Consider the following 25,444-nt stretch of genomic DNA (forward strand, 5'->3'; position numbering starts at 1 on the left):
CCACGGTTCCGCGCGGGGGGGGGGGGGGGGGGGTACTGCCGCCGGTGGGGGGCGTTTGGGGGGGGGGGGCGGGCCCCGGGGGGGGGGGGGCCGCCCGGGGGGGGGGGGGGGGCCGCCCCCCCCCCCCACGGCACCTGTCGTTCCCTATGCGGTTGTACCTGCCCGAGCCGTCTCCCCGAGTGGACGGCGCCGGGCGGCTCTGTGGGACCTCGCCCCTAGCTTTCCGCCAGGATGTGCGAGAGCTCCTGATCCAGATCGAAGTGCCGGTGTTCCGTGCCCGGGGGCACGGCGGCGTCCGTCCGCTTCAGGAACGACTCCAGGGCCCGCGCCGGGGCCTCGAGCAGTGCCTCGCCCTCAGGGGAGCTCAGGGCGATGCAGACGACGCCCTGACCGTGACTGCGCGACGGCCAGACTCGGACGTCGCCGGTTCCGGTGGGCCGGTGGAGGCCCTCCGCGAGGAGGTCGCGGGCGAACACCCACTCGACGGTTTCCTCGGCTCCGGTGTGGAAGGTGGCGTGCACGGCGTAGGGGTCGGCCGTGTCGTACCGCAGGCCTGCGGGGACAGGCAGGGAGGACTCGCTCGACACAACGAGGCGCAGGTGCAGCTCGCAGCTGACCGTGGTGTTCATAAGCGCCAGGGCCTTTCGCTCAGTGTGCGCTCGGGGATTCGCACGTCGGCGAAATCGACATGCCACCTACGGTGCCGTTGTAAACCCCTCTGAGTGTTTTGCGTGCGTTTACGTAACTCTTCCGGCCGAGCACCTCTTCGAGAGGTACGACCATTCCGGTGACTGGTTTCTCTCGGGTAGGGTTTGGCTGTATGAATACGGGGAGTGACGAGCCGGGCGAGGTTGCCGTGTCGGCGGACGACGAGACCGGCGAGAAGACGGACGGGACGAAGGACGGGCAGGGGCTCGGCTCGCGGGCGCCTGAGTTCGTGAAGGCCCGCCGCCTGTTGCATCTGAGCTGGCAGGTCCTCATCTTTGTCATCGGCCTGGCGGTCGTGGTGGCCGGCATCATCATGCTGCCGCTGCCCGGACCCGGGTGGGTCGTGATCTTCGGCGGCATGGCGATCTGGGCGACCGAGTTCGTCTGGGCCCAGCTCGTGCTCCGCTGGACCAAGCGCAAGGTGACCGAGGCGGCCCAGCGCGCCCTCGATCCCAAGGTGCGGCGGCGCAACATCATCCTGACGTCGATCGGCCTGGTGATCGTGGCCGCAATCCTCGGGGTCTACCTCTGGAAGTTCGGCTTCGAGATGCCCTGGAACATCAAGAACCAGTGAGCCGCGCGGGGGTGCCCAGGCTGTCACCGCTGGTCACGGGCACCCCCTGACATGGGGTAATCTTCTTCCTGCGTCCGGGCGATTAGCTCAGTGGGAGAGCGCTTCGTTCACACCGAAGAGGTCACTGGTTCGAACCCAGTATCGCCCACCCGGACCGACGGCCCGTCTGCGAGAGCGCAGACGGGCCGTCGGCGTGTGCGGGGGCCGATGTGAAGGCCCGGGGCTGTCGGCTCCGCCCGAGTGACCCTCCGCAGCGACGCCTCTCCGCAGCCCGTTCTTTTTCGGCCGCCCGCCGGTCCTGTACACCGGCCTGCGCCCCGTTCGACGGGTCGGACCCGCGTCTCTCACCTGGGCCGTCGTCAGTTCCCGGAAGACGAACGGCCGTTGGAGGCGCGCCGACCTCTCACCACATTCAGAAGAAATTCCTGTCCGAATCATTGACGCACCCCCGGGCCCTCCGTAGCTTGTGCCAGCAAGCGCTTACTTGAAACGATTCATGCAGGCGGCGACGCTGCGGGGAGGGGCTCGACTGTGGGAACCAGCAGGAATGTTGAGAGGCGAACGATCCTGAAGGCGGCCGGGGCTACAGCGGCGACGCTGGGGCTGGCCGCGACGACCGGGTGCGGAGGTGACAGCGGCAGTTCCGGAGACGGGACGGTGACACTCCGTTACGCGTGGTGGGGTGGCGAGCCGCGCACCATCGCCATCAAGAAGACCATCGCGCTCTTCGAGAAGAAGTATCCGAAGATCAAGATCAAGCCTGAATTCACCGACTATGAAGCGTTCTGGGAGAAGTTCCAGACCCAGGCCTCCGGTGGAAATCCGCCGGACGTTTTCCAGAACGCGGTCGGTTTCCTGCGCAAGTACGACAAGCGCGGTGTTCTGCTGGATCTCAAGTCGCAGGCGGACGCCGGGAATCTGAGCCTGGACAACTTCCGCAACGGCGTTCTGGCGAACGGTCAGGTCGACGGCAAGCAGATCGCCGTTCCGGTCGGCGCCAACACCATGTCGCTCGTCATCGACCTCAACGCCTTCAAGAAGGCGGGCGTCGAGGCGAAGTTCGGCTGGACCTGGGACGAGTACTTCGCCGCGCTCCAGACGATCCAGGACAAGCTGAAGGTCGCCGGCGACACCGGCTATTTCGCCATCATGTACCTCTACGACCTGTACCTGCGCCAGAACGGAAAGGCCTTCTTCACCGACTCCGATCTCGGCTTCACCGAGGACGACCTGACGCAGTGGTGGACGGACGGCTACAAGCGCGTGAAGTCCGGTCTGGTCGCCGACCCGAAGAAGATCGAGCAGGTCAAGCCCAAGTCCGGGCTCTCGGCGGGCCTCGCCGCGTCCGAGTTCACCTGGGACAACTTCTCCATCCGCTACGAGGGCGAGGGCACCTCGGACTACGGGCTCGCGCCGATCCCGACCACTGATGGCAAGCAGACCGGCCAGTACCTCGGCTCGCTGATGCTCAGCGGTTTCTCCGGGACCAAGCACCCCAAGGAAGTCGCACAGTTCATCAGCTTCATGGTCCACGACCCCGAGGTCGGCAAGATCATGGGCTACGACCGCGGCATCCTCGCCACGACCGAGCAGTACGACGCGTTCAAGCCCACCGACGCCCAGAACAAGGGTGTCGCGGCGTACGAGGACGAGGTCGCCAAGGCCGGTGTGCTCGGGAAGATCACCCCGCACCCGTCCGGCGCCGACGTCATCGAGGCGGCGTTCCTGCGTCTGGGCGGTGAGGTGGCCCAGGGCAAGTCCAAGCCGGCCGATGCCGCCAAGTCGCTGTTCAGTGAGGCCAAGGCCGCGTTCGCGGGCTGAGGGGACGTACCACCATGACGCTCGTCAAGGAAGCGCCCGTGCGCCCGGCCGGGAAGCGGCCCGCCGCTCCCGCCGCCGGGCGGCGCGGGCGGCGCCGCGAGAACCTCGCCGGCTACCTCTTCATGTCGCCGTGGATCGCGGGATTCCTGCTGCTCACGGCGGGGCCGATGATCGCGTCGCTGTACTACGCGTTCACCCGGTACAACCTGTTCACCCCGCCCGAGTGGGTGGGCTTCGACAACTTCACGACGATGTTCCACGACCCGCGCTGGCAGAAGTCGGTGGAGGTCACACTCAAGTACGTCGTCGTGGCCACTCCGCTCAAGCTGCTGCTCGCGCTCGGCGTCGCGCTGCTGCTCGCGCAGAGCCGGCGCGGGCAGGGCCTGTACCGGGCCGCGTTCTACATGCCCTCCCTCATCGGCGCCAGCGTCTCCGTCGGCTTCGTGTGGCGGGCGCTGTTCTCCGACGACGCGATCGTGGACCGTACCCAGAAGATCTTCGGCGTCGACGTGGGCGGCTGGATCGGCAATCCGGACTACGTCCTCTACTCCCTGGTGGCCCTGAGCATCTGGCAGTTCGGTGCGCCGATGGTCATCTTCCTGGCCGGTCTCAAGCAGGTCCCCCGGGAGCTGTACGAGGCCGCCGAGGTGGACGGGGCCGGCCCCTTCCGCAGGTTCTGGAACATCACGCTGCCGATGATCTCCCCGGTGCTGTTCTTCAACGTGCTGCTGGAGTCCATCCACGCGTTCCAGGTGTTCGGCTCCGCCTATGTCGTCTCCGACACCCGGTGCGGGCCCGCCGACGCCACCCTCGTCTACACCTGTTACCTCTACCAGAAGGGCTTCAAGGAGGCCCAGATGGGCTTTGCCGCCGCGATGGCCTGGTCGCTGGTGGTCGCGGTGGCGCTGGTGACGGCGGTCCTGTTCTGGTCGCAGAAGAAGTGGGTGCACTACGAGGAGGCCGCCAAGTGACCACTGTCAGCACCCCTGTGGTGCGCACCGCGAGCGAGCGGCGGCGCACCGGATCGATCGCCTGGCACGTGGGCGCGCTCGCCGTCCTCGCGGTCGTCCTGTATCCCGTGATCTGGGTGCTCGGCGCCTCGTTCAAGCCGAGCAAGGACATCATCGCCAGCATCGACCTGCTGCCGTCCAAGCCGGTCTGGGCGAACTTCTCCGGCCTCTCCGACGGCATCTCCGGCATCTCCATCGGCAGCTTCTTCACGAACTCGCTGATGTACGCGGGACTCGCCGTGGCCGGTGTCGTGATCTCCAGCTCGCTGACCGCGTACGCCTTCGCCAAGATCCGGTTCGCCGGGCGGAATCTGCTGTTCACCCTGATGATCGGCACACTGCTGCTGCCGTATCACGTGCTGCTGATCCCGCAGTACGTGATGTTCCGCAAGCTGGAACTCGTCGACACGCTGGTGCCGCTCGTGGCCGGCAAGTTCCTGGCGACGGAGGCGTTCTTCGTCTTCCTGATGGTGCAGTTCATGCGCGGACTGCCGCGCGAGTTGGACGAGGCCGCCAAGCTCGACGGCTGCGGGCATCTGAGGACCTACTGGTCGATCGTGCTGCCGTTGTGCCGCCCGGCCCTCATCACCAGCGCCATCTTCACCTTCATCAACGCGTGGAACGACTTCATGGGGCCGTTGATCTACCTCAACACCCCCTCCAAGTACACCGTCTCGCTCGGCCTGATGATGTTCCGCGACCAGGAGGGCATCTCCAACTACGGCAGCATGATCGCGATGTCGCTGGTGGCGCTGGTGCCGGTCATCGCCTTCTTCATGGCCTTCCAGCGGTACCTCATCGACGGCATGGCGACGTCAGGACTGAAGTGAGGCGGTCAGCATGGCGCAAGCGCGTGTGAAGGCGCGTCGCAGGGCCTCCGTGTTCGGCGGCGAGCGCTTCGCTCTCTTCGCCGAGTCTCTGCTCACCGGCGTGTGGATCGCCGTGGCCTGTCTCGGACTCGTCACCTACCCGGCGGCCTTCGCCGCCGGGGCACGGCACCTGCGGCGTCGTACGAGCCACGAGGGCGGCGGCTGGCGGGAGTTCGTCGCGGACTTCCGTACGGCCGTGCGCCGCGGGTGGCTCGTCGGGGTCGCCGGGTGGGTCGCGGCGGCCGCGGTCTGGGTGGACGTCCAGGCCGCACGGGCCGGTCTCCCCGGTGGCCCCCTCGTCGGGGCGGTCGGACTGTTCGCGCTGATCGGCCTCGCGGTGGCCGGGCTGCGCGCCGCGGCGGTCTGGGCTCCGGGCGCCTCCTGGCGGGCGCTGCTCGCGGACGCCGTACGCCGGACCCTGCGCGACCCCGCCGGGTCCTTCCTGATCGTCGCCGGCCTGGCCGTCGTGGCCCTGTCCGCGGGGTTCGTCGCGCCGCTGGCGGTCCCGGTCCTCGGGGCCGTCGCGGCGGCGGCCGTAGCCGTGGAGGAACGCTACCGGCGCCGCTGACGCGCGGTGCCCCCGATCCAGGTCGGTGCCCCCTGGGTGCCGCACCTCTCTCTGTCATGCCCCTGACCAGCCGCACATGGAAGGAATGGCAATGTCCCCCATCCCCCGCAGGTCCATCCTCAAAGCCGCCGCCGTCGCCGGTGCCGCCGCGCAGTTCAGCTGGGCGCTGGGAGCCAAGGACGCGCAGGCCGCGCCGAGAGCCGCCGAGGCCGACGACTCTCCCGTGACCCTGGACTGGCTGGAGGACGGCGGCCTCGGTGCCGCGCCCGGCTCCACCGTCGGTGTCCCCTGGCCCAAGGGCGTCTACCAGGAGGGCCAGAAGTTCGCGGTCCAGGACGCCGACGGCAAGGCCGTGCCGGTGCAGTCCTGGCCGATCGCCTACTGGCCCGACGGCTCGCTCAAGTGGACCGCCCACGCCGTCAGTTCGGGCAACGGCAAGCTGTCGCTGAGCGCCGGTGACGCCGCCGTACCCGACAAGAAGGTCACCGTAGACCAGAGCGGCGGCACGATTACGGTCTCCACCGGCGTCATCACCGCCAAGATCGGCAAGTCTGGTGCCACGCTCATCAAGTCGGTCACCCGCGGGTCGACGGAGATCGCCAAGAACGGGCGGCTCGTGCTGATCCGCCAGCCCGAGATCGAGGACGAGGACCAGGGCACGGTCAAGACCGAGCGCTTCGAGGGTGCCATCTCCGGGGTCACCGTCGAGCAGTCGGGCCCGGTCCGCGCGGTCGTGAAGATCGACGGCAAGCACCGCAAGGGCAGCCGGAGCTGGCTGCCGTTCTCGATCCGGCTCTACTTCTACGCGGGCGCCGACTCCTTCCGCATGGTGCACACGATCACCTACGACGGCACCCAGGAACCCGGCAAGGCGAGCGGCGACTTCATCCGCGGCCTCGGCGTCCGCTTCACCGTGCCGATGCGCGACCAGTCCTACGACCGGCACATCCGCATCGGCGGCGAGGGCACCGGTCTGCTGCGCGAGGCCGTCAAGGGCATCACCGGTCTGCGCCGCGACCCCGGCATCGCCGTGCAGGAGGCCCAGTACGCGGGCAAGAAGCTGCCCGACCCGGCCGCCTGGGACCAGCGGGTCACCACCCGGCTCCAGTACATCCCCGAGTGGGGCGACTACACCCTCTCCCAGCTCTCCGCCGACGGCTTCACCCTGCGCAAGCGGACGAAGAAGGGACACGGCTGGGTCGGCGCCGGCGGCGGCAGGCGGGCCTCCGGATTCGGTTACGTCGGTGGCGCGAGCGGCGGATTCTCCTTCGGCCTCAGGGACTTCTGGGAGAAGCACCCCGCCCAGCTCGACATCCGCGACGCCCAGACCGACGAGGCCGAGGTCACCCTCTGGCTCTGGTCACCCGAGGCACAGCCCATGGACCTGCGCTTCTACCACGACGGCATGGGACAGGACACCTTCGCCGAGCAGCTCGAGGGCCTCAACATCACCTACGAGGACTACGAGCCGGAGTTCGGCACGCCCTACGGCATCGCCCGCACCTCGGAACTGCTGTTCTGGGCCAACGAGTCGACGCCGTCCCCGGAGACCCTCGCCCAACAGGTCGAGGCCGTACGGGTGTTGCCGCAACTCGCCGCCCCGCCCAAGCAGCTCATCAAGGCGAAGGTCTTCGGGCCGGGCCTCTACTCCGAGCCCGACCGGTCCACGCCGGCCAAGGCGAAGATCGAGGACCACCTCGACTTCCTCTTCACCTACTACAAGGACCAGGTGGACCAGCGCCGTTGGTACGGCTTCTGGGACTACGGCGACATCATGCACACCTATGACACCGTCAGGCACCAGTGGCGGTACGACATCGGCGGCTACGCCTGGGACAACTCCGAGCTGTCGCCGGACCTGTGGCTGTGGTTCGCGTACATCAGGTCGGGTCGCGCGGACATCTTCCGGTTCGCCGAGGCCATGACGCGGCACACCGGTGAAGTGGACGTGTACCACCTGGGGCAGTGGGCCGGACTCGGCACCCGGCACGGTGTGCAGCACTACGCCGACAGCGCCAAGCAGCAGCGCATCGCCAACACGACGTACCGCCGCTACTACTACTTCCTCACCGCGGACGAGCGCGTCGGCGACCTCATGCACGCCAACGTCGACTCCGACGAGACGTTCCTCGTGCTCGACCCGCTGCGCAAGGTCCGCACCGACCCCTACACACCCGACCGGCACGCCCTGTCGGTCGGCTTCGGCACCGACTGGAGCGGGCTGGTCTCGGCGTGGCTGACCGAGTGGGAGCGCAAGGGTCCGAAGTGGGAGAAGGCCAAGGCCCGCGTGCTGTCGACGATGGAGGGCATCGCCGCTCAGCCCAACGGCTTTGTGCAGGGCAGCGGGCTGTACGACCTCGACACGGGCAAGTTCGCGGTTGCCTCCACCCCGGTCGTCGGGGTCTCGCACCTGTCCGCCGTGTTCGGCCTCAACGAGCTGTGCGCCGAGCTCATCGACCTCGTCGACATGCCGAAGTTCAACGAGGCGTACTTCGACTACTGCCGCTACTTCAACGCGACCAAGGCCGAGCAGGCGGCGCGTTACGGGTCCAACTTCGGGTCACTCCTGCTGTTCCAGGGGCACTCGCGGCTGGACGCCTACGCGGCCGTGAAGACCGGGGACGCGAAGCTCGCCACGCGCGCGTGGGAGAAGTTCTACAACTCCGACGGGTACAAGGAGTCGGCGCCCTGGAAGACGGAGGCGTTGAGCGGGCCGGTTGCGCTGGTGGCGGGTAGTGAGGCGGCCTGGGTGTCGACGAATGACACCGCGTTGTACGGGCTGGCCGCTATCGAGAACCTGGCGTTGCTTGGGGACAAGATGCCGTAGGGGCTTGTGTCGTGGGGAACTGCGCGTCCGTTGTGGCTGGTCGCGCAGTTTTCCGCGCCCCTGAAGGGGCGCTTCAGTGCATCTTGGTCAGGATGCTCCGCACTCGTCGGGCATCCCTCAGGCGTTGTTCGTACGTCGCTCCCAGGGCCAGGAGCAGGAGGCCGGCCAGGGCCGGGGGTACCCAGCGGGGGAGGGCGTCGGTCACCTGGACGAGGTACGGGGCCAGTTCGTGCAGGGCGTCCAGGAGCAGTACCGAACCGCCCAGCAGGAGCGGTGCCTGGAGGTGGTGGCGGGCGCCTGCGAGCGTGACCAGCAGGGCCGCCACACCGAGCAGCAGGGGACGCGTCCAGTGAGGGTCGCCCCAGGCCGCGAAGAGGCTCGGTACAAGAGTGGCGGCCAGGCCGGGGGCGTACGCCGTCCAGGACGAGGTCTGCGGGTCGCGGCGGTGGCGCAGGGCACCGACCAGCAGCGCGGGGATCGTGACCGGGAGCGTGTAGGCCTCCGGGGTTTCCACCTCCCAGCCCGCCAGGCGGACCCAGGTGGCGGCGAGGAACAGGGCCGCGGCCGCGTAGCCGGCGGGGCGGCGGTCCGTACGGATCGCCGTGCCCGCGGTGATCACTCCGCACAGGGCCAGGACCGTGGCGAGCAGGGGCAGGTCGGTCGCTGCCAGCGCGATGGCGAGCAGCCCGGCCGCCGCTCCGGCCGCCTCCACCGGCACGGTGGCCCTCGGGTCGCCGAGCCGCCCGGCGAGCAGAGCCGCGGTCGCGGGGACCACCAGGACCAGCAGGGCGGTGTGCGCCGGTGACCAGTGCGCGGCGGCGCCGGTCGCGACGGCCAGCGCGGCACCGTAGGCGAGAGCGGTGGGGGCGGTGAAGGGGGCCAGGCGCCATGAGGCCGCCGTGAACAGCGCGACCAGGCCACTGAGCACGGTGAGTGTCGCGGTCTGGGAGGCGAGGGCGAGGCAGGCGAGGCTCGCGGAAGTGCCCAGGGCCAGGATCAGGGCGGTGAGGCGCTGCCATGGGAACACGGCTGCCGTGAGGATTCCGGCTGTTGCGGCGCCTTGGATCAACAGGCCCGCGACGTAAGGGAGTTCGAGCACGGCAGGGAGGGTGATTGCGGTGGCCCAGGCCAGGCCCAGCGCGCCTGCCGTCGCCCTGGGCCGCCAGGTCGTGTCCCGTACCGCCAGGGCGAGCACGGCCGCGACGGCTGCCAGGACGAGCGGTGCCGCCTCCGCGTGCGGCGGCCAGGTCACGTCGACGGTCACCGCACCGCGGGCGTCCGACGGGGCGCCGGTCCACGCCCGCGAGGCCCAGGCGAGCGGGCCCAGCACGACGACACCGACGACCGGCAGGGCCCACAGCAGGGACAGCGCCTGTACGGCTGCGGAGGCCCAGGCCAGACCCCGCCGTACCGTGTCCGGCAGTCGGTCGAGCCTGAGGACCGCCAACAGGGCGATCCCGAAGGCCAGATGGGCCGGAACGGTCCACAGCTCGGGCAACAGGGACCGTGCCGTGCCGCCGAACGCGGCCACCGCGAGGAGCCCGGAGGCGACGGCGAGGCCGACGGACCGGCCGCCGGCAGGTGTGGACCCGCCAGTGCCGTCGCCCTGCCACGCCGCTGCCAGCGCGATCGCGCTCGCGAGGAGAACGAGCGCCGCCGCACGGGCGGCGGCGCTCGGGCCGGAGGCTGTCCAGGTCAGCACGCCGGCCGCCAGTGCGCCCCAGGCGCCCACTCCGTACGCGCCGATCGCGGCGACCACGCGTACGGACCCGGGCGTCGTCCGGAGCGCCACAACCGTGTCGAAACCGGCCGTCACCAGGAGCGCGGCGGTGACGCCGTAGGAGCCCGCGTCGGCCGCGATCGCCCAGAAGAACAGCGGGAGTTGGGCCGCGACCAGGGCGGCCGGACGGGGCAGACGCAGGTCGGTGACGCCCGGCAGGAGGCCGTACGCCGTCCAGAGCGCCGCGAGGAGGGCCGAGGCGATGGCCGTGTACGGCGCCCCGGGTGTCTCGAGGAAGACGGCCCCGTGCAGCGCGACCGCGTCCAGGACCGTCAGGGCCAGCCCCAGTCCCGCCACGGACTCGGCCGTCGAGCGCAGCCCGCGCTTCAGCAGCGGGAGCGGTGCCGCGAGAGTGGCCACCGTGACCGCGCCGAGCACCAGGGTCCGGCCGGTGATGCCGAGGTGACCCCAGCTGACCAGGGTGAACACCATCGCCGCGATCGTGAGCAGGACACCGCCGAGCACCAGGAGCACGTTCTGCGCGCTCGGTGCGCTCGCCTCGGGGCGCGGGGATGCGGCGGGCCTCGGCCCGGTCGGCTGCGGCGCCTGCCACTTCGGCTGGAGCGCCGCGACCAGCCAGGCCCGACGGGCCAGCAACTGAGCCCGGCGAGCGTCCAGTTGCCACAGCTCGGCGTCGAGGAGGCGGAGCTCCTCGGCAGGGGGCGGGATGTGCGTCATGCCCTGAAGTGTGGGCTGGGTCACGCTGGCGCGACATGAGTACGCGTACTCAAAACCTCCTCGGATCCGATGCCAGACTCTGACCATGGACTGGACCCGATACCGCTTCCGCAGCCAGTGGTCCCTGCCCGCGAAGCCCGCCGTCGTCTACGACGTGCTGGAGCGCGCCGAGGAGTATCCGCGCTGGTGGCCCCAGGTGCGCGAGGTGCGACGGCTCGACGACACCAGCGGCGTGATCACGATCCGCGCCGTGCTGCCGTACGACCTGGTCTTCACCGCGCGCGAGGTGCGGCGCGATCCGGAGGCCGGGGTGCTGGAGATCGCGATGGACGGCGATCTCGACGGCTGGGCCCGCTGGACGATCACCGCGGACGGGGACGGCACCCTCGCCCGCTACGACCAGGTCACCGAGGTGAACAAACCGCTGCTCCGGCGCTTCGCCGTGCCCGGACGGCCGGTCTTCCTGGCCAACCACCGTTGGATGATGCGCGCCGGACGGCGGGGGCTCGTCTCCTACCTGAAAGCGGTTTGAAGGAAACCCGCGGGGACCTGTATTGTTCAGTGCGTTCCCGGGCGATTAGCTCAGTGGGAGAGCGCTTCGTTCACACCGAAGAGGTCACTGGTTCGAACCCAGTATCGCCCACCGGGAAAGGCCGGTCCGTCTCAGACGGGCCGGCTTTCTTCATGCCCCCTCACGCCGCCGCCGGCAGATCCGGACGCAGCGGCCACGCCGGGTCCACCGACTCCTCCGACCCGCTGCGCGCGAACCACGCCTGCAGGCCCCGCGCCTGGGCCGCGTGCCACACGGCCTGCAGGTTGTGCAGCTCCGGCGGTGCCAGCCGCTCCAGCCGGGCGGCGAAACGGCGCCCCAGCGCCCGTACGACATCCAGTGAGGCCTGCGCGTCGGCCGCCGCGTCGTGCGCGCCGTCCAGTTCGACTCCGTAGTGCGCACACAGGTCGGTGAGGGTGCGGCGGCCCTTGCGGTAGCGGTCCAGGTGCTTGTCCAGGACCCGCGGATCCAGCACCAGCAGCGGTGAGGAGTCCAGCCAGCGGTCCAGCGACGAGGCGCGGTGGCGGCGCAACTCCCGGTCCAGCAGCGTCAGATCGAACGGAGCGTTCATCACCACCAGCGGACGGTTCGCCGCCGCCTGCTCGGCCAGCGTCTCGGCTATCTCGAGCATCACCGGCGCCGGCCAGCGGCCGTTGAGCTGGAGATGTTCGTCCGTCAGCCCGTGCACCGCCGTCGCCCCGGCGGGCACCGGCACACCCGGATTGACCAGCCACCGGCTCACCCGTGGCCGGGTGCCCGCCGCGTCCTGGACGACGACGGCGGCCGACACGATCCGGTCGGTCTCGACGTCCACGCCCGTGGTCTCGGTGTCGAAAGCGGCCAGGGGCCCTTCGTACCAGCACGTCATAGCTCACAACCCCTCGTTCACCCACGGCAGCTGACGCCCCGTCTTCTGCCTGTTTGGTGATACCCGGGCTGTTTGCGCCGTACGCCGGAAGGACACAACAGGAGTACGGGTCTTTGCAGTTCAGCGGCTCGGTGCGGGATTCATGTGGCCCATGTGTGGGCATGTCACTTGGCTTGGAAGGCTGTTGGTCATGGCGATAGCGCAGCCCGAGCGGGGCGGGCTGCTGCCCGAACGCACGGGCCCTCTTCGCGGCACGCTCGCCACCACCGCCTGCATGGAGACATTGCAGGTGGGCTATCTGCACGCCGTCGCGGCGGCGGCCGGCTGCTCGTTGTCGCAACCCTTTCCGGACAACGGCATCGACTGGCACGTCAGCCACGGCTCGCCCGGACACACCGTCGACGACGAGGTCACCATCAAGGTGCAGCTCAAGTGCACCTACCAGGTCGCGCCCAACCCACCAGGCCGCTTCTTCTCCTTCACGCTCGACAACGACCACCTGCGCAAACTCGCCCGCACCCCGGTGTCGGTCCACAAGATCCTGGTGGTCATGCTCGTGCCGCGAACCCAGGACGACTGGCTGCGCGCCAGCCATGACCGCCTGGACCTCAGACACTGCTGCTACTGGGTCAACCTGGCCGGCCACCCGATCACCGGCCGGACCCGGACCACCGTGCGGATCCCCACCAACCGCATCTTCGACGACCGGGCGCTGTGCGAGATCATGACGCGCGTCGGGACGGGAGGCAGACCATGACCCACCGCCCGCTGGAGGAGCCACTGCGTGCGGTACGGCCCCACCCGGAGGCCCACTGGGACCGTTCGCCGACCCCGGAAGAGGTCGACCCGGCCGTCCTGAGCGCCCTGCTGCACCGGCACGGCTGGCAGCGGCGCGGCGGCGCCCCCGGGCGGTACGGCCGGTGGACGCCTCCAGGGCCGGGCGCGAGCGGGACCAGCCTGCTCGTGCCCGAGAGCCGCGCCTTCCCCGACAGCGAGGACCTCCTCGGCGAGGCCCTGGTCGCCCTCTCCCGCAGCGGCACGCCGTCCGCGCGCGAGGTGCTCGTCGGCCTCGCCGTGCCCAGCGACGAGATCCGCTGGTGGCGGGACGTCCCGACCGGCCCCGCCGACGCCACGCCCTGGACCGTCGAGGAGCAACTGCGCGCCGCCGCCCGCCAGACCCTGCTGGCCGGCGCGCTCGCCACACGCGCGCGTGCCGGCTACTACGGCGCCCGTTATCGCCGTACGGCAGCCGCGTCCCTGGAAAACGTCCTGGTCGGCTCGGCCGCCGGTGGCCGCCGACTCACCGCCTTCGTGCCCGTCGGCACCACCCGCCCCCTCGCCGTCCGCCTCCACCAGGCCCTCTACGCCACCCGCGAGGCCATCGACTACCAGCGGGCCACCGGCGGCATGGACGCCTTCGACGGCGCCGTCGAGGCGGGCGTCAGCCGTGAGCTCACCGAAGCGCTGATCGCCCTCGTACGTGGCACGGAGGGCGCGCGGATCGCCGTCGAGTGGGCGCCCGCGGCCGGGGTCCCCGAAGGATGCGCGGCGTCCTCCGAGGCCGTGGAGTTCTCGCCCGGCGACCTGCCCGTGCTGCGCGAGGCCGGGGCCCGCTTCCTGCGCGAGGAGCCCTCCGTCCCGGTGCGGATCACCGGCACGGTGGAGCGGATGCGCAGGTCGGGGCCGCGCGGGGACGGGTCGGTACGGCTGCGGGTGATCGCCGGCGCCGAGATCCCGCACCTCCGGCTGACCCTGGACGAGGAGGCGTACCGGATCGCCGGGCACGCCCACCTCGTCGGGCTGCCGGTCCGGGTGCACGGCAGACTGGAGAGCCGCGGTGGCTTCCGCAGGCTCACCGGGGCCACCGGGGTCGTGCCCGTGCAGGTGGACGAGGCCGAGCGGGACCGGCTGATGAAGTCCCTCCAGGAGAATCTCGACTTCTTCGAGGAGGCCTGCGGAGGGGACTGAGACCGGGACGATTTCGCGGAGGTGGGGGCGGGGTCGGTACGATCCCCTATTGCGCGCGCTCACGGTATGGCGCCGCACCCACCTTCAGTCAGGAGAGACCGGTGTCAGACGTCCGTGTGATCATCCAACGCGATTCCGAGCGGGAAGAGCGCGTGGTGACGACGGGCACTACGGCCGCCGAGCTCTTCGCCGGCGAGCGCTCGATCGTCGCCGCGCGCGTGGGAGGCGAGCTCAAGGACCTCGCATACGTCCTGTCCGAGGGCGAGGAGGTCGAGGGCGTCGAGATCTCCTCCGAGGACGGCCTCAACATCCTGCGCCACTCCACCGCGCACGTCATGGCGCAGGCCGTGCAGGAGCTCTTCCCCGAGGCCAAGCTGGGCATCGGCCCGCCGGTCAAGGACGGCTTCTACTACGACTTCGACGTCGAGAAGCCGTTCACGCCCGAGGATCTCAAGGCCATCGAGAAGAAGATGCAGGAGATCCAGAAGCGGGGGCAGAAGTTCTCCCGCCGGGTGGTGACCGACGAGTCCGCTCGCGAGGAACTGGCCGACGAGCCCTACAAGCTGGAGCTGATCGGCCTCAAGGGCTCCGCGTCCTCCGACGACGGCGCCGACGTCGAGGTCGGCGCCGGTGAGCTGACGATCTACGACAACCTGGACGCCAAGACCGGCGAGCTGTGCTGGAAGGACCTCTGCCGCGGTCCGCACCTGCCCAGCACCCGGAACATCCCGGCGTTCAAGCTGATGCGCAACGCGGCCGCCTACTGGCGCGGCAGCGAGAAGAACCCGATGCTCCAGCGCATCTACGGCACCGCGTGGCCCACCAAGGACGAGCTGAAGGCGCACCTCGACTTCCTCGCCGAGGCCGAGAAGCGCGACCACCGCAAGCTGGGCTCCGAGCTCGACCTGTTCTCCATCCCGGAGCAGATCGGATCCGGCCTCGCCGTGTTCCACCCCAAGGGCGGCATCATCCGCCGCGTGATGGAGGACTACTCGCGCCGCCGCCACGAGGAGGAGGGCTACGAGTTCGTCTACACCCCGCACGCCACGAAGGGGAAGCTCTTCGAGCAGTCCGGGCACCTGGACTGGTACGCCGACGGCATGTACCCGCCCATGCAGCTCGACGAGGGCGTGGACTACTACCTCAAGCCCATGAACTGCCCGATGCACAACCTGATCTTCGACGCGCGCGGCCGCTCCTACCGCGAACTGCCGCTCCGCCTCTTCGAGTTCGGGACCGTGTACCGGTACGAGAAGTCGGGCGTCGTGCACGGCCTCACCCGCGCGCGTGGCTTCACGCAGGACGACGCGCACATCTACTGCACCCGTGAGCAGATGTCGGAGGAGCTCGACAAGACGCTCACCTTCGTCCTCGGCCTGCTGCGCGACTACGGCCTGACCGACTTCTACCTGGAGCTGTCCACCAAGGACCCGGAGAAGTTCGTCGGCTCGGACGAGGCCTGGGACGAGGCCACCGAGACGCTGCGCCAGGTCGCCGAGAAGCAGGGGCTGCCCCTGGTCCCGGACCCGGGCGGCGCCGCCTTCTACGGCCCGAAGATCTCCGTTCAGACCAAGGACGCCATCGGGCGTACCTGGCAGATGTCGACGATCCAGCTGGACTTCAACCTGCCGGAGCGCTTCGAGCTGGAGTACACCTCGCCGGACGGCTCCAAGCAGCGTCCGGTCATGATCCACCGCGCACTGTTCGGCTCCATCGAGCGGTTCTTCGCCGTGCTCCTGGAGCACTACGCGGGCGCCTTCCCGGCGTGGCTGGCCCCGGTCCAGGCGGTCGGGATCCCGATCGGTGACGCGCACGTCGAGTACCTGGAGAAGTTCGCCGCGGCCGCCAAGAAGCAGGGGCTGCGGGTCGAGGTCGACTCCTCCTCGGACCGGATGCAGAAGAAGATCCGCAACGCCCAGAAGCAGAAGGTGCCCTTCATGGTCATCGCGGGCGACGAGGACATGTCGGGCGGCTCGGTGTCCTTCCGCTACCGCGACGGCTCGCAGGAGAACGGCATCCCGTTCGACGAGGCCATCGCGAAGATCGTCAAGGTCGTGGAGGAGCGGGCGCAGGTCTGATCCCTGTTGCGCGCGAGGCCCCCGGGAGGCTCAGCTTCCCGGGGGCTTCTCGTCGTCCTCCCGTGCGAACACCTGGAGCAGCCAGGAGGCGAAGGTCCCCGTCACCGCGCCGAGCAGGGCCAGCCCGATAACCATCACACCGACCGCGATCAGCCGTCCGAGCGGGGTGACCGGGACCACGTCGCCGTAGCCGACGGTGGCGAGGGTGGCGCAGGTCCACCAGATGGAGTCCCCGAAGGTGCGGATGCTCGCACCGGGCGCGTCGTGCTCCTGCTGGTAGACGGCGAGGGCACCGGTGAAGCCCAGCAGAAGGGCCGAGAGGCCGGCGTACACGATCACGCGCGCGTGCAGGGCGAGCCGGGGCCGTCCGTGTCGGCGCTGCACGGTCTCGTACAGCTTCACGACCCTGAGCGGGCGCAGCAAAGGCAGAAACAGGACCACGGTGTCCAGCACGTGCTTCCGTACGAAGCGCAGGCGCTGCCCGCTCAGGCGCCAGCGCACCGCGTAGTCGACGGCGAACAGCGCCCAGGCGGCCAGCGTCACCGCCAGGCAGAGATCGAGCGCGGTTTTCTGGAGAGGGGCCAGGACCCGGAGCGCGTACGCCGCGAGAAAGGCCAGGGAGGCGACGGCGAGGGGGACCTCCGCGCGGGCTTCCCAGCGGGCTTGGCGGCTGTCGGGGTCGTGGGGGACAGGGGAGTCGGGCGGGTGGGGGCCGCGGGGGTCGGAGGCGTGGGCGGTGCGGTGAGCCGTGCGGCGCTCGGTGGTGTGCGGCGCGTGGGTGTGGACACCGTCGGCGCTGTGGGGGTCGGTGCCGGCCCTGTGGGCGTCGGCATCGGCCTGGTGGGCGTCGTGAGGCTCGCGGGGGGCCTTGTGAGCGTCGGTCGCGTGAGGCTCGCGGATGTCGGTGCCGTCCGTGTCGTGAGCCTCGGTGCCGTCGGTCCCGCCGGTGTCGGCTCCGCGGCTTTCGTCGTCCACCCGTCCAGCTTCGCCCGGACCGCTTTTCCCGCAACCCGCCGACACGGCGCGAACGGGCGAAGCCATATGCTGCACTGCATGACGAGTGAGCCGGAGCAGCAGTTGGGAGTGGGGACGCAGGACGCGTTCCAGCGTCTGTGGACCCCCCACCGGATGGCCTACATCCAGGGCGAGAACAAGCCGACCGGCCCGGGTGCCGACGACGGCTGTCCCTTCTGCTCGATTCCGGCCAAATCCGATGAGGACGGCCTGATCGTCCGGCGCGGCCGACTGGTGTACGCGGTGCTCAACCTCTACCCCTACACCGGCGGCCATCTGATGGTCGTGCCCTACCGTCATGTGGCCGATTACACCGACCTCACCGAGCCGGAGACCGCTGAGCTGGCCGCGCTGACCAAGCAGGCGATGACGGCCCTGCGGACGGCCTCCGGGGCACACGGCTTCAACATCGGCATGAACCAGGGGACGGTCGCCGGAGCCGGCATCGCCGCCCACCTCCACCAGCACATCGTCCCGCGCTGGGGTGGCGACACGAACTTCATGCCGGTCGTCGGCCACACGAAGGTGCTGCCCCAGCTGCTGGGCGACACCCGCAAGATGCTGGCGGAGGCCTGGCCCGGCGAGTGATGCAAGGGGGCCGGCGAACGCGCGGCCCCCTCCCCGCACCTACGCGTCGTACACGTCCGCCTTTTTCGGTGACACGTCCTGGACCTGGGTGCTGAGGAAGCCCGCCCGCGTGCCGAACTGCTCCGTGTCCACGCCGTTGTCCGCCAGGACCCGGATCGCCGCGGAGTGCACGACCCGCAGTACCGGAGTCGCGGCGCGCAGCGCGTCGTCGGCCATGAAGCGGTGCCGCCACGGCCGGTCCGCCCAGGCGTGCCGCAGACCGAAGGGCTCGGGAAGGGTGAGCGAGCCGCCGAGCCAGTTGAGCAGCGGGGGGTAGCGGGTCAGGGGCGCCCGGGCGGTGAGGCGGACCACCTCGTCCGCGTCGACCAGCGGGAGCTTGATCTTCTTGGTCTCCCAGAACTTGAGCTGCTTGGCGACTTCCTTCTCCTTGGCCGCCGGCTTGGAGGTGAACAGCCCGTGCACGGGCCCCAGGGCGTGTCCGGTGACCTCGATGCGCAGCGTCTCGTGCAGCACGGTCACCGTGATCAGCATGGTGAGGACCAGCTGCCCCTCCCAGAGCGTCCACTGGACGCCCAGGTAGTGCCGGTCGCCGCCGCCGAACTGCTGCTTGTTGCAGATGTCCTGTATCGCGTGGGTCTTGACCTGGTACGCGTCCACGTCCGTGCCCTGGGGCCGGGACACCTCCTTCGCGCCCTCCGCGATCGGGGTGACGACCCAGTGGCGTACGGACGCCTTCGGGAAGCCGCCGGTGTTGATGGTGTTGCGTTCCAGCATGCGCAGCTGGTCGTGGATGGCGCGGATGACGTCCCAGCTGCGGAAGGGGTGGATCTCCCGGGTGGGGTCGGCGGACACCAGGTTCTCGGCCAGCTGCCAGCTGCCCCAGCGGGTGCCCATGCCGAGTATCCCCTTGGGACCGGCGTAGAAGACCGAGTTGGACTGCTGCTCGGCGCTGAGCATCGCCAGGGAGTGGCGCAGTTGCTCGGCCGCGGTCTCGCCGGGGCTGCTCGGCACCGCCTCCGGCACCTTGGCGCCGACGCTGCCGCCCGACAGCAGACTGTCCCAGCGGCCCCGCAGATCCTGCGCCGTGCGCTCGCAGATCTGCTTGGCCCAGAACCAGCCGACGACGGGGAGGGCCACGCACGCGCGTGCGTACCAGCCCCAGAACCCGCCGAACGGCATCTTGATCAGGAAGAGCACGGCGAGGGCGCCCATCGCGACGAGCAGCGCGGTGCCGAGCGCTCCGGCCTGCTTGTCCTCGCGCCTGGCGATGGTGGTGCGCAGCGTGAAGACCAGCAGCCAGACGAGCAGCCCCGGCAGGAAGAGCACACCGCACAGCACCATCACGGCGGTCAGCCAGTTGTCCCGGTCCCGGCGGATGTTGTTCGCCGCGAGGCAGTGCTCGACCACGACCTGCGGCTCGGCGCCGAAGGACTGGATGAGGGGCTTGCGGCCCTTGCCGAGCATGCGGGTGATCACCGCTGTGGAGAAGGCCTCGCCCAGGTTGGGGCGGAAGATCTTCGCCCAGCTGCGGCCGCCCTTGACGGCCGACTGGTGCCATTCGTTGTTGGTCTTGAGGATCTCCTCCACCGGATTGTCCCGATAGGCCGCCGAGGCCAGGGCGAACGTCGCCGTCTGCGCCTCGTCGCCCGTGCGCGGCACCTGCGGACCGAAGAAGTCCGCGTAACCGCTGTCAACGGTCATTCCCGCCCCCGATCGCCGCTGGTGTCACCCACTGCGGCCTTCCCGACTTCCGTGCTTCGCACACCTGTTGATCAGGTCATCAGCGTATCTGCAGGTGCTGACATTCGTCGGCGGACGGCCGAAGCCGCCCGCCGATTCGGAGGGGAGCGTTCCACAAACGTCACTTGTGGGGCGCGGAGCGCCATGTGCGCGGCCCCGGAGGCCACTTGTGCGGCGCCGACGACCGCGTGTGCGGCAGCGACGACCACGCGTGCGGCGTGGACGGCCACTTGTCGGTGGCCCGGTGCCAACTAGGAGGCTTCGCGCGCCTCTTCACGGATCCTCTCTGCGATCTGCGGCGGCATCGGCTCGTGCCGCGCGTAGGACCGACTGAAGCGCGCGGTGCCGTGCGACAGGGACCTGAGGTCCACCGCGTACCGCCCGATCTCGATCTCGGGCACCTCGGCCTTGATCAGCGTGCGCCCGCCGTTGGTCTGCTCGGTGCCGAGCACCCGGCCGCGCCGCCCGGACAGGTCGCTCATCACGGCACCCACGTAGTCGTCGCCGACCAGCACGGACACCTCGGCGACCGGCTCCAGCAGATGGATCCTCGCGTCGGCCGCGGCCTCCCTGAGGGCCAGTGCCCCGGCCGTCTGGAACGCGGCGTCCGAGGAGTCCACGGAGTGCGCCTTGCCGTCCAGCAGCGTCACCCGGACGTCGATGAGCTGATGAGCGGTGGCGACCCCCTTGGCCGCCTGCGCCCGTACGCCCTTCTCCACGGACGGGATGAACTGCCGTGGCACCGCGCCACCGACGACCTTGTCCACGAACTCGATGCCCGAGCCGCCGGGCAGCGGCTCCACCTCGATCTCGCAGATGGCGAACTGCCCGTGCCCGCCGGACTGCTTGACATGGCGCCCGCGCCCGGTCGACTTGTCGGCGAAGGTCTCGCGCAGGGAGACCCGGTGGGGTACGACGTCCACCTGCACGCCGTAGCGGCTGCGCAGTCGCTCCAGGGCCACGTCTGCGTGCGCCTCGCCCAGGCACCACAGGACGACCTGGTGGGTGTCCTGGTTCTGTTCGAGGCGCATGGTCGGGTCCTCGGCGACCAGTCGGGCGAGGCCCTGCGAGAGCTTGTCCTCGTCCGCCTTGCTGTGCGCCTGGATGGCGAGCGGCAACAGCGGGTCGGGCATCTCCCACGGCTCCATGAGCAGCGGGTCGTCCTTGGCCGAGAGGGTGTCGCCGGTCTCCGCGCGGCTCAGCTTCGCCACGCACGCGAGGTCGCCCGCGATGCAGTGCGTGAGGGAGCGCTGCTGTTTGCCGAAGGGGGCGGACAGCGCGCCGATGCGTTCGTCGACGTCGTGGTCCTCGTGCCCGCGGTCGCCGAGCCCGTGACCGGAGACATGGACCGTCGCGTCCGGGCGCAGGGTGCCGGAGAAGACCCGCACCAGCGAGATCCGGCCGACGTACGGATCGGACGCGGTCTTCACGACCTCCGCGACCAGCGGCCCCTCGGTGTCGCACGCCTTGATCTCGCGCGGCTTGCCGTCGATCGTCGTGACGCCCGGGGTGGGGTGCTCGAACGGTGTCGGGAATCCGCCCGTGATCAGCTCCAGCAGCTCGACCGTGCCGAGCCCCTGCTTGGCGCCCTCGGCCGCGGGGGCGGCGGCCAGGACCGGATGGAACACCCCGCGCGCGACGGCCCGCTCCAGGTCCTGCACGAGCGTCTTGAAGTCGATCTCCTCGCCGCCCAGATAGCGGTCCATGAGGGTCTCGTCCTCGCTCTCCGAGATGATCCCCTCGATCAGCCGGTTGCGGGCCTCCTCGATGCCCGGCAGCAGGTCCTCGCCCGGCTCGGACTCCTTGCGCTCCCCGGACGAGTAGTCGAACAGCTTCTGCGACAGCAGACCGGTCAGCCCGGTCACGGGCGCGTGCCCGTCGGGCCCCTGCGGGCCGTGCAGTGGCAGATAGAGCGGGAGTACGGCGTCCGGGTCGTCACCGCCGAAGGCCTCCGCGCAGATCCGCGTCATCTCCTCGAAGTCCGCCCGGGCGGCCTCCAGGTGCGTGACGACGATCGCCCGGGGCATGCCGACGGCCGCGCACTCCTCCCACACCATGCGTGTGGAGCCGTCCACCCCGTCCGAGGCCGAGACGACGAAAAGGGCCGCGTCCGCCGCTCGCAGGCCGGCCCTGAGTTCCCCGACGAAGTCGGCGTATCCGGGGGTGTCCAGAAGATTGATCTTGTACCCGTCCCATTCGACGGGCACCAGGGAGAGCTGCACCGAGCGTTGCTGCCGGTGCTCGATCTCGTCGTAGTCGGAGACGGTGCCGCCGTCCTCCACGCGGCCCGCCCGGTTCACCGCTCCCGCTGTCAGCGCGAGAGCTTCCACCAATGTCGTCTTGCCCGAACCGGAGTGGCCGACCAGCACCACATTCCGTACGGACGCGGGGTGGTCGGCCGCTGTTGCCCTGCCGGCGGCTCCGGGGTGTGTGTTCGCCTTGTCGCCCATGGCCTTGCCTCCCGTGCACGGTGAGGTCTCTGTGGGCGCGGACATGCGGACCCGCGTGCGGTGCGGCTCCGGTGACGCCCGCGGTCCTTCGAGCTTTCCACTCCCGTCACGGTGCGTCCATACGACGGACGCGATCGCGCCGTGACCCGGATGTCGCGGGCCCGTGACACGGGCTCCGGGTGCCCGGCCGTCGCCCACGCGCGCGCGTGGCTACGATGGGCCAGCCGGTGGCCAGCAGGGGCCGAGCCGGCCACACCGACCGTCGGGAAGGCCATGCTGAACAAGTACGCGCGTGCATTCTTCACGCGTGTTCTCACGCCGTTCGCCACATTTCTGATCAGAAGGGGCGTCAGCCCCGACACGGTCACGCTCCTCGGTACCGCCGGAGTGGTCGCGGGCGCGCTGGTCTTCTACCCCATGGGCGAGTTCTTCTGGGGCACGGTCGTGATCACGCTCTTCGTGTTCTCCGACCTCGTCGACGGCAACATGGCCCGCCAGCTCGGCCGCTCCAGCCGCTGGGGCGCCTTCCTCGACTCCACTCTCGACCGCGTCGCCGACGGCGCGATCTTCGGCGGCTTCGCCCTCTGGTACGCCGGGGGCGGCGACGACATCGCGCTGTGCGCGGTCTCCATCTTCTGCCTGGCCAGCGGCCAGGTGGTGTCGTACACGAAGGCCCGTGGCGAGTCGATCGGGCTGCCGGTCGCCGTCAACGGCCTCGTCGAGCGCGCCGAGCGGCTGGTGATCGCCCTGACCCTGGCGGGCCTCTCGGGCCTGCACAAGTTCGGCGTGCCCGGCATCCAGTACCTGCTGCCGATCGCTCTGTGGATCGTCGCCGTCGGCAGCCTGATCACGCTGATCCAGCGGGTCGTCACGGTCCGCCGGGAGTCGGCGGAGGCCGACGCCGGCGCCGCAGAGCCGGGTGCTGTCGAGGCGGGAGCGGCGGAGCCGGACGCCGCCGAATCGGCGACCTCCGCGCCGGCCGCCGTGGAGGAGAAGCAGAAGTCGCGGGAACAGGGGAGCGAGGCCGCGAAGTGAGCGCCCAGGACCGGCTGACGGACTCGCTGTACGGCCTCGGCTGGGGCGTGGTCAAGAAACTCCCCGAGCCGGTCGCCGTGCGCCTCGGCCGGAGCATCGCCGATCTGGCCTGGAAACAGCGGGGCAAGGGTGTGCTCCGACTGGAGAGCAACTACGCGCGCGTGGTACCCGACGCGAGCCCCGAGCGCCTCGCCGAGCTCTCGCGCGCGGGCATGCGCTCGTATCTGCGCTACTGGATGGAATCCTTCCGGCTGCCCGCCTGGAGCAAGGAACGCATAAAGGGCGGCTTCGACCCGAAGGACCTCCATTACCTGACCGAGGGGCTCGCGGCCGGCAAGGGCGTCATTCTCGCGCTCCCGCACATGGCCAACTGGGACCTCGCCGGCGCCTGGGTCACCACCAGCCTGAAGACACCGTTCACGACGGTCGCCGAGCGGCTCAAGCCCGAGACGCTGTACGACCGTTTCGTCGCCTACCGCGAGGGCCTCGGGATGGAGGTGCTCCCGCACAGCGGCGGCACCGCCTTCGGCACGCTGGCCCGGCGGCTGCGTGACGGCGGCCTGGTCTGCCTGGTCGCCGAGCGCGACCTGTCGTCGTCCGGGGTCGAGGTGCGGTTCTTCGGCGAGGTGACCCGCATCCCCGCGGGCCCGGCCCTGCTCGCCCAGCAGACGGGCGCGCTGTTGCTGCCGGTGACACTCTGGTACGACGACTCGCCCGTCATGCAGGGAAGGGTGCATCCCCCGGTCGAGGTGCCCGAGACAGGTACGCGGGCCGAAAAGACGTCTGTCATGGCACAGGCGCTGGCCGATGCCTTCGCCACAGGGATCGCCGAGCACCCGGAGGACTGGCACATGCTGCAGCGCTTGTGGCTGAAGGACCTCGAGACCCGCCCGTCGGACGGGGCCCGCCCGTGAGAATCGGCATCGTCTGCCCGTACTCCTGGGATGTGCCGGGTGGCGTCCAGTTCCACATCCGCGATCTCGCCGAGTACTTCATCCGCCTCGGCCACGAGGTGTCCGTCCTCGCCCCGGCCGACGACGACACTCCGCTGCCGCCGTACGTCGTCTCGGCCGGCCGTGCGGTGCCGGTGCCGTACAACGGCTCGGTGGCCCGCCTCAGCTTCGGCTTCCTGTCGGCGGCACGGGTGCGCCGCTGGTTGCACGACGGCGAGTTCGACGTGGTCCACATCCATGAGCCGTCCTCGCCGTCGCTCGGCCTGCTGACCTGCTGGATCGCGCAGGGGCCGATCGTCGCCACCTTCCACACCTCGAACCCGCGCTCCCGGGTCATGGTCGCCGCGTACTCGATCCTCCAGGCCGCCCTGGAGAAGATCAGCGCCCGGATCGCCGTGAGCGAGTACGCCCGCCGCACGCTCGTCGAGCACCTCGGCGGGGACGCGGTGGTGATCCCGAACGGCGTGGACGTCGGCTTCTTCGCCAAGGCCGAGCCGAAGCCCGAGTGGCAGGGTGACACGATCGGCTTCATGGGGCGCATCGACGAGCCACGCAAGGGCCTGCCGGTGCTGATGAAGGCCCTGCCGAAGATCCTCGCCGAGCGCCCGCGGACCCGGCTGCTGGTCGCCGGGCGCGGCGACGAGGAGGAGGCGGTGGAGTCGCTCCCCGAGGAGCTACGCGCGCGCGTGGAGTTCCTCGGCATGGTCAGCGACGTGGACAAGGCCCGCTTCCTGCGCAGCGTCGACCTGTACGTCGCCCCCAACACCGGCGGCGAGAGCTTCGGGATCATCCTCGTCGAGGCCATGTCGGCGGGCGCCCCGGTGCTCGCCTCAGACCTCGACGCCTTCGCCCAGGTCCTCGACCACGGCGCGGCGGGCGAACTCTTCGCCAACGAGGACGCGGACGCGCTGGCCGCGGCGGCGCTACGGCTCCTCGGGGACCCGGCGAGGCTGACCGAACTCCGAGAGCGCGGCAGCGCGCACGTCCGGCGGTTCGACTGGTCGACCGTCGGGGCGGACATCCTGTCGGTCTACGAGACGGTGACGGCGGGCGCCGCGGCGGTGGCCGCGGCGGATGTCGACCGGGGCCCGGGATTGCGCGCCCGCCTCGGACTCGCCCGCGACTGACCGCCGCGCGGGCGCCGCTGCGGTGGGCGGGGGACGCATGGGCGACGGTACGACGGACGCGGCGCGGCCACCCGAGACCGGCGACTCGCCTGAGGGGGACCGGCGGGGCGGGGGTCGCCGGTTCGCCTGCGGTGGGCGGGTCGGGCATGAGGCTGCGGGTTGGCCTGCGGTGGGCTGGTGGGGCATGAGGCTGCGGGTTGGCCTGCGGTGGGCTGGTGGGGCATGAGGCTGCGGGTTG

The 25,444-nt window shown here is 70.3% G+C and carries 20 protein-coding genes and 2 tRNA genes; 16 read left to right on the forward strand and 6 right to left on the reverse strand.

Features of this window, described 5'->3' with window-relative positions:
* Positions 1 to 215: 215 nt before the first annotated feature.
* Complete coding sequence (locus tag ACIBJB_RS45680) at positions 216 to 629, reverse strand: SsgA family sporulation/cell division regulator (protein WP_004002642.1); 414 nt, start codon at positions 627 to 629, stop codon at positions 216 to 218.
* A 191-nt stretch (positions 630 to 820) separates the two neighbouring features.
* Between ACIBJB_RS45680 and ACIBJB_RS45685 the strand changes: the two genes are divergently transcribed.
* The 7 genes from ACIBJB_RS45685 (at position 821) to ACIBJB_RS45715 (ending at position 8,377) form a co-directional block, all read left to right on the forward strand.
* Positions 821 to 1,282, forward strand: a complete 462-nt coding sequence (locus ACIBJB_RS45685; RefSeq protein ID WP_398940086.1) for a TIGR02611 family protein — start codon at positions 821 to 823, stop codon at positions 1,280 to 1,282.
* Positions 1,283 to 1,358: 76 nt separating this feature from the next.
* Positions 1,359 to 1,430: transfer RNA gene (locus ACIBJB_RS45690), tRNA-Val, on the forward strand.
* A gap of 383 nt (positions 1,431 to 1,813) precedes the next feature.
* The gene (locus ACIBJB_RS45695) at positions 1,814 to 3,103 is read left to right on the forward strand and encodes an extracellular solute-binding protein (protein ID WP_398940087.1); all 1,290 of its coding nucleotides are present in this window, start codon (positions 1,814 to 1,816) and stop codon (positions 3,101 to 3,103) included.
* Positions 3,104 to 3,117: 14 nt separating this feature from the next.
* Positions 3,118 to 4,074, forward strand: a complete 957-nt coding sequence (locus ACIBJB_RS45700) for a carbohydrate ABC transporter permease (protein ID WP_306984172.1) — start codon at positions 3,118 to 3,120, stop codon at positions 4,072 to 4,074.
* Entirely contained in the window at positions 4,071 to 4,943 is an 873-nt protein-coding gene (locus ACIBJB_RS45705; protein WP_398940088.1) for a carbohydrate ABC transporter permease, read from the forward strand. Before ACIBJB_RS45700 ends, ACIBJB_RS45705 begins: the two co-directional genes overlap by 4 nt.
* A gap of 10 nt (positions 4,944 to 4,953) precedes the next feature.
* A complete protein-coding gene (locus tag ACIBJB_RS45710) occupies positions 4,954 to 5,550 on the forward strand; it encodes a hypothetical protein (RefSeq protein WP_398940089.1) in 597 nt (198 codons plus the stop codon).
* 91 nt (positions 5,551 to 5,641) lie between these two features.
* Positions 5,642 to 8,377, forward strand: a complete 2,736-nt coding sequence (locus ACIBJB_RS45715; protein WP_398940090.1) for a Tat pathway signal sequence domain protein — start codon at positions 5,642 to 5,644, stop codon at positions 8,375 to 8,377.
* Between the two features lie 73 nt (positions 8,378 to 8,450).
* Here the strand turns inward: ACIBJB_RS45715 and ACIBJB_RS45720 are convergent, their stop codons facing one another.
* Positions 8,451 to 10,835 carry an SCO7613 C-terminal domain-containing membrane protein gene (locus tag ACIBJB_RS45720; RefSeq protein ID WP_398940091.1) on the reverse strand — a complete coding sequence of 795 codons (2,385 nt, stop codon included), beginning with the start codon at positions 10,833 to 10,835 and terminating at the stop codon, positions 8,451 to 8,453.
* 85 nt (positions 10,836 to 10,920) lie between these two features.
* On the opposite strand from ACIBJB_RS45720, the gene ACIBJB_RS45725 reads away from it, so the two are divergent.
* Positions 10,921 to 11,367, forward strand: coding sequence for an SRPBCC family protein (locus ACIBJB_RS45725; RefSeq protein WP_398940092.1), 447 nt, complete (start codon positions 10,921 to 10,923; stop codon positions 11,365 to 11,367).
* 39 nt (positions 11,368 to 11,406) lie between these two features.
* Positions 11,407 to 11,478 (forward strand) — tRNA-Val (locus ACIBJB_RS45730).
* A gap of 49 nt (positions 11,479 to 11,527) precedes the next feature.
* On the opposite strand, the gene ACIBJB_RS45735 is transcribed toward ACIBJB_RS45730, so the two are convergent.
* Positions 11,528 to 12,253: a 3'-5' exonuclease gene (locus tag ACIBJB_RS45735; protein ID WP_398940093.1), complete on the reverse strand. Its 726-nt coding sequence runs from the start codon at positions 12,251 to 12,253 to the stop codon at positions 11,528 to 11,530.
* Between the two features lie 190 nt (positions 12,254 to 12,443).
* On the opposite strand from ACIBJB_RS45735, the gene ACIBJB_RS45740 reads away from it, so the two are divergent.
* The 3 genes from ACIBJB_RS45740 (at position 12,444) to thrS (ending at position 16,299) form a co-directional block, all read left to right on the forward strand.
* A complete protein-coding gene (locus ACIBJB_RS45740) occupies positions 12,444 to 13,010 on the forward strand; it encodes a DUF4365 domain-containing protein (protein ID WP_020138054.1) in 567 nt (188 codons plus the stop codon).
* On the forward strand, positions 13,007 to 14,221 hold the full coding sequence (locus tag ACIBJB_RS45745) for a hypothetical protein (protein WP_398940094.1): 1,215 nt from the start codon (positions 13,007 to 13,009) through the stop codon (positions 14,219 to 14,221). The genes ACIBJB_RS45740 and ACIBJB_RS45745 overlap by 4 nt, the downstream gene beginning before the upstream one ends.
* Positions 14,222 to 14,322: 101 nt before the next feature.
* Positions 14,323 to 16,299: a threonine--tRNA ligase gene (thrS, locus tag ACIBJB_RS45750; protein ID WP_398940095.1), complete on the forward strand. Its 1,977-nt coding sequence runs from the start codon at positions 14,323 to 14,325 to the stop codon at positions 16,297 to 16,299.
* Positions 16,300 to 16,329: 30 nt separating this feature from the next.
* Here the strand turns inward: thrS and ACIBJB_RS45755 are convergent, their stop codons facing one another.
* Complete coding sequence (locus ACIBJB_RS45755) at positions 16,330 to 16,917, reverse strand: potassium channel family protein (RefSeq protein WP_398940139.1); 588 nt, start codon at positions 16,915 to 16,917, stop codon at positions 16,330 to 16,332.
* Between the two features lie 423 nt (positions 16,918 to 17,340).
* Between ACIBJB_RS45755 and ACIBJB_RS45760 the strand changes: the two genes are divergently transcribed.
* Positions 17,341 to 17,901, forward strand: a complete 561-nt coding sequence (locus ACIBJB_RS45760) for an HIT domain-containing protein (protein ID WP_266567237.1) — start codon at positions 17,341 to 17,343, stop codon at positions 17,899 to 17,901.
* Positions 17,902 to 17,940: 39 nt separating this feature from the next.
* On the opposite strand, the gene ACIBJB_RS45765 is transcribed toward ACIBJB_RS45760, so the two are convergent.
* Both ACIBJB_RS45765 and ACIBJB_RS45770 read right to left on the reverse strand, forming a co-directional pair.
* Complete coding sequence (locus ACIBJB_RS45765; RefSeq protein ID WP_398940097.1) at positions 17,941 to 19,602, reverse strand: hypothetical protein; 1,662 nt, start codon at positions 19,600 to 19,602, stop codon at positions 17,941 to 17,943.
* A gap of 290 nt (positions 19,603 to 19,892) precedes the next feature.
* Entirely contained in the window at positions 19,893 to 22,091 is a 2,199-nt protein-coding gene (locus ACIBJB_RS45770) for an elongation factor G-like protein EF-G2 (RefSeq protein ID WP_398940140.1), read from the reverse strand.
* Between the two features lie 273 nt (positions 22,092 to 22,364).
* Between ACIBJB_RS45770 and pgsA the strand changes: the two genes are divergently transcribed.
* The 3 genes from pgsA to ACIBJB_RS45785 are packed head-to-tail and all read left to right on the forward strand — an operon-like array spanning position 22,365 to position 25,206.
* Positions 22,365 to 23,126 carry a phosphatidylinositol phosphate synthase gene (gene pgsA, locus ACIBJB_RS45775; protein ID WP_398940098.1) on the forward strand — a complete coding sequence of 254 codons (762 nt, stop codon included), beginning with the start codon at positions 22,365 to 22,367 and terminating at the stop codon, positions 23,124 to 23,126.
* Positions 23,123 to 24,040, forward strand: a complete 918-nt coding sequence (locus ACIBJB_RS45780) for a phosphatidylinositol mannoside acyltransferase (RefSeq protein WP_398940099.1) — start codon at positions 23,123 to 23,125, stop codon at positions 24,038 to 24,040. Before pgsA ends, ACIBJB_RS45780 begins: the two co-directional genes overlap by 4 nt.
* Positions 24,037 to 25,206: a glycosyltransferase family 4 protein gene (locus ACIBJB_RS45785; protein WP_398940100.1), complete on the forward strand. Its 1,170-nt coding sequence runs from the start codon at positions 24,037 to 24,039 to the stop codon at positions 25,204 to 25,206. The genes ACIBJB_RS45780 and ACIBJB_RS45785 overlap by 4 nt, the downstream gene beginning before the upstream one ends.
* The last annotated feature ends 238 nt before the right edge of the window (positions 25,207 to 25,444 follow it).

The sequence above is a fragment of the Streptomyces sp. NPDC050759 genome (assembly GCF_044456945.1).
In the GTDB taxonomy this organism is placed as follows: Bacteria; Actinomycetota; Actinomycetes; order Streptomycetales; family Streptomycetaceae; genus Streptomyces.

What these genes read in the sequence shown, in the direction of transcription:
- ACIBJB_RS45680 (WP_004002642.1), bottom strand. Translation starts at nt 629, where the DNA reads ATGAACACCACGGTCAGCTGCGAGCTGCACCTGCGCCTCGTTGTGTCG.
- ACIBJB_RS45685 (WP_398940086.1), top strand. Translation starts at nt 821, where the DNA reads ATGAATACGGGGAGTGACGAGCCGGGCGAGGTTGCCGTGTCGGCGGAC.
- ACIBJB_RS45700 (WP_306984172.1), top strand. Translation starts at nt 3,118, where the DNA reads ATGACGCTCGTCAAGGAAGCGCCCGTGCGCCCGGCCGGGAAGCGGCCC.
- ACIBJB_RS45710 (WP_398940089.1), top strand. Translation starts at nt 4,954, where the DNA reads ATGGCGCAAGCGCGTGTGAAGGCGCGTCGCAGGGCCTCCGTGTTCGGC.
- ACIBJB_RS45715 (WP_398940090.1), top strand. Translation starts at nt 5,642, where the DNA reads ATGTCCCCCATCCCCCGCAGGTCCATCCTCAAAGCCGCCGCCGTCGCC.
- ACIBJB_RS45720 (WP_398940091.1), bottom strand. Translation starts at nt 10,835, where the DNA reads ATGACGCACATCCCGCCCCCTGCCGAGGAGCTCCGCCTCCTCGACGCC.
- ACIBJB_RS45725 (WP_398940092.1), top strand. Translation starts at nt 10,921, where the DNA reads ATGGACTGGACCCGATACCGCTTCCGCAGCCAGTGGTCCCTGCCCGCG.
- ACIBJB_RS45735 (WP_398940093.1), bottom strand. Translation starts at nt 12,253, where the DNA reads ATGACGTGCTGGTACGAAGGGCCCCTGGCCGCTTTCGACACCGAGACC.
- ACIBJB_RS45740 (WP_020138054.1), top strand. Translation starts at nt 12,444, where the DNA reads ATGGCGATAGCGCAGCCCGAGCGGGGCGGGCTGCTGCCCGAACGCACG.
- ACIBJB_RS45745 (WP_398940094.1), top strand. Translation starts at nt 13,007, where the DNA reads ATGACCCACCGCCCGCTGGAGGAGCCACTGCGTGCGGTACGGCCCCAC.
- ACIBJB_RS45760 (WP_266567237.1), top strand. Translation starts at nt 17,341, where the DNA reads ATGCTGCACTGCATGACGAGTGAGCCGGAGCAGCAGTTGGGAGTGGGG.
- ACIBJB_RS45765 (WP_398940097.1), bottom strand. Translation starts at nt 19,602, where the DNA reads ATGACCGTTGACAGCGGTTACGCGGACTTCTTCGGTCCGCAGGTGCCG.
- ACIBJB_RS45770 (WP_398940140.1), bottom strand. Translation starts at nt 22,091, where the DNA reads ATGGGCGACAAGGCGAACACACACCCCGGAGCCGCCGGCAGGGCAACA.
- pgsA (WP_398940098.1), top strand. Translation starts at nt 22,365, where the DNA reads ATGCTGAACAAGTACGCGCGTGCATTCTTCACGCGTGTTCTCACGCCG.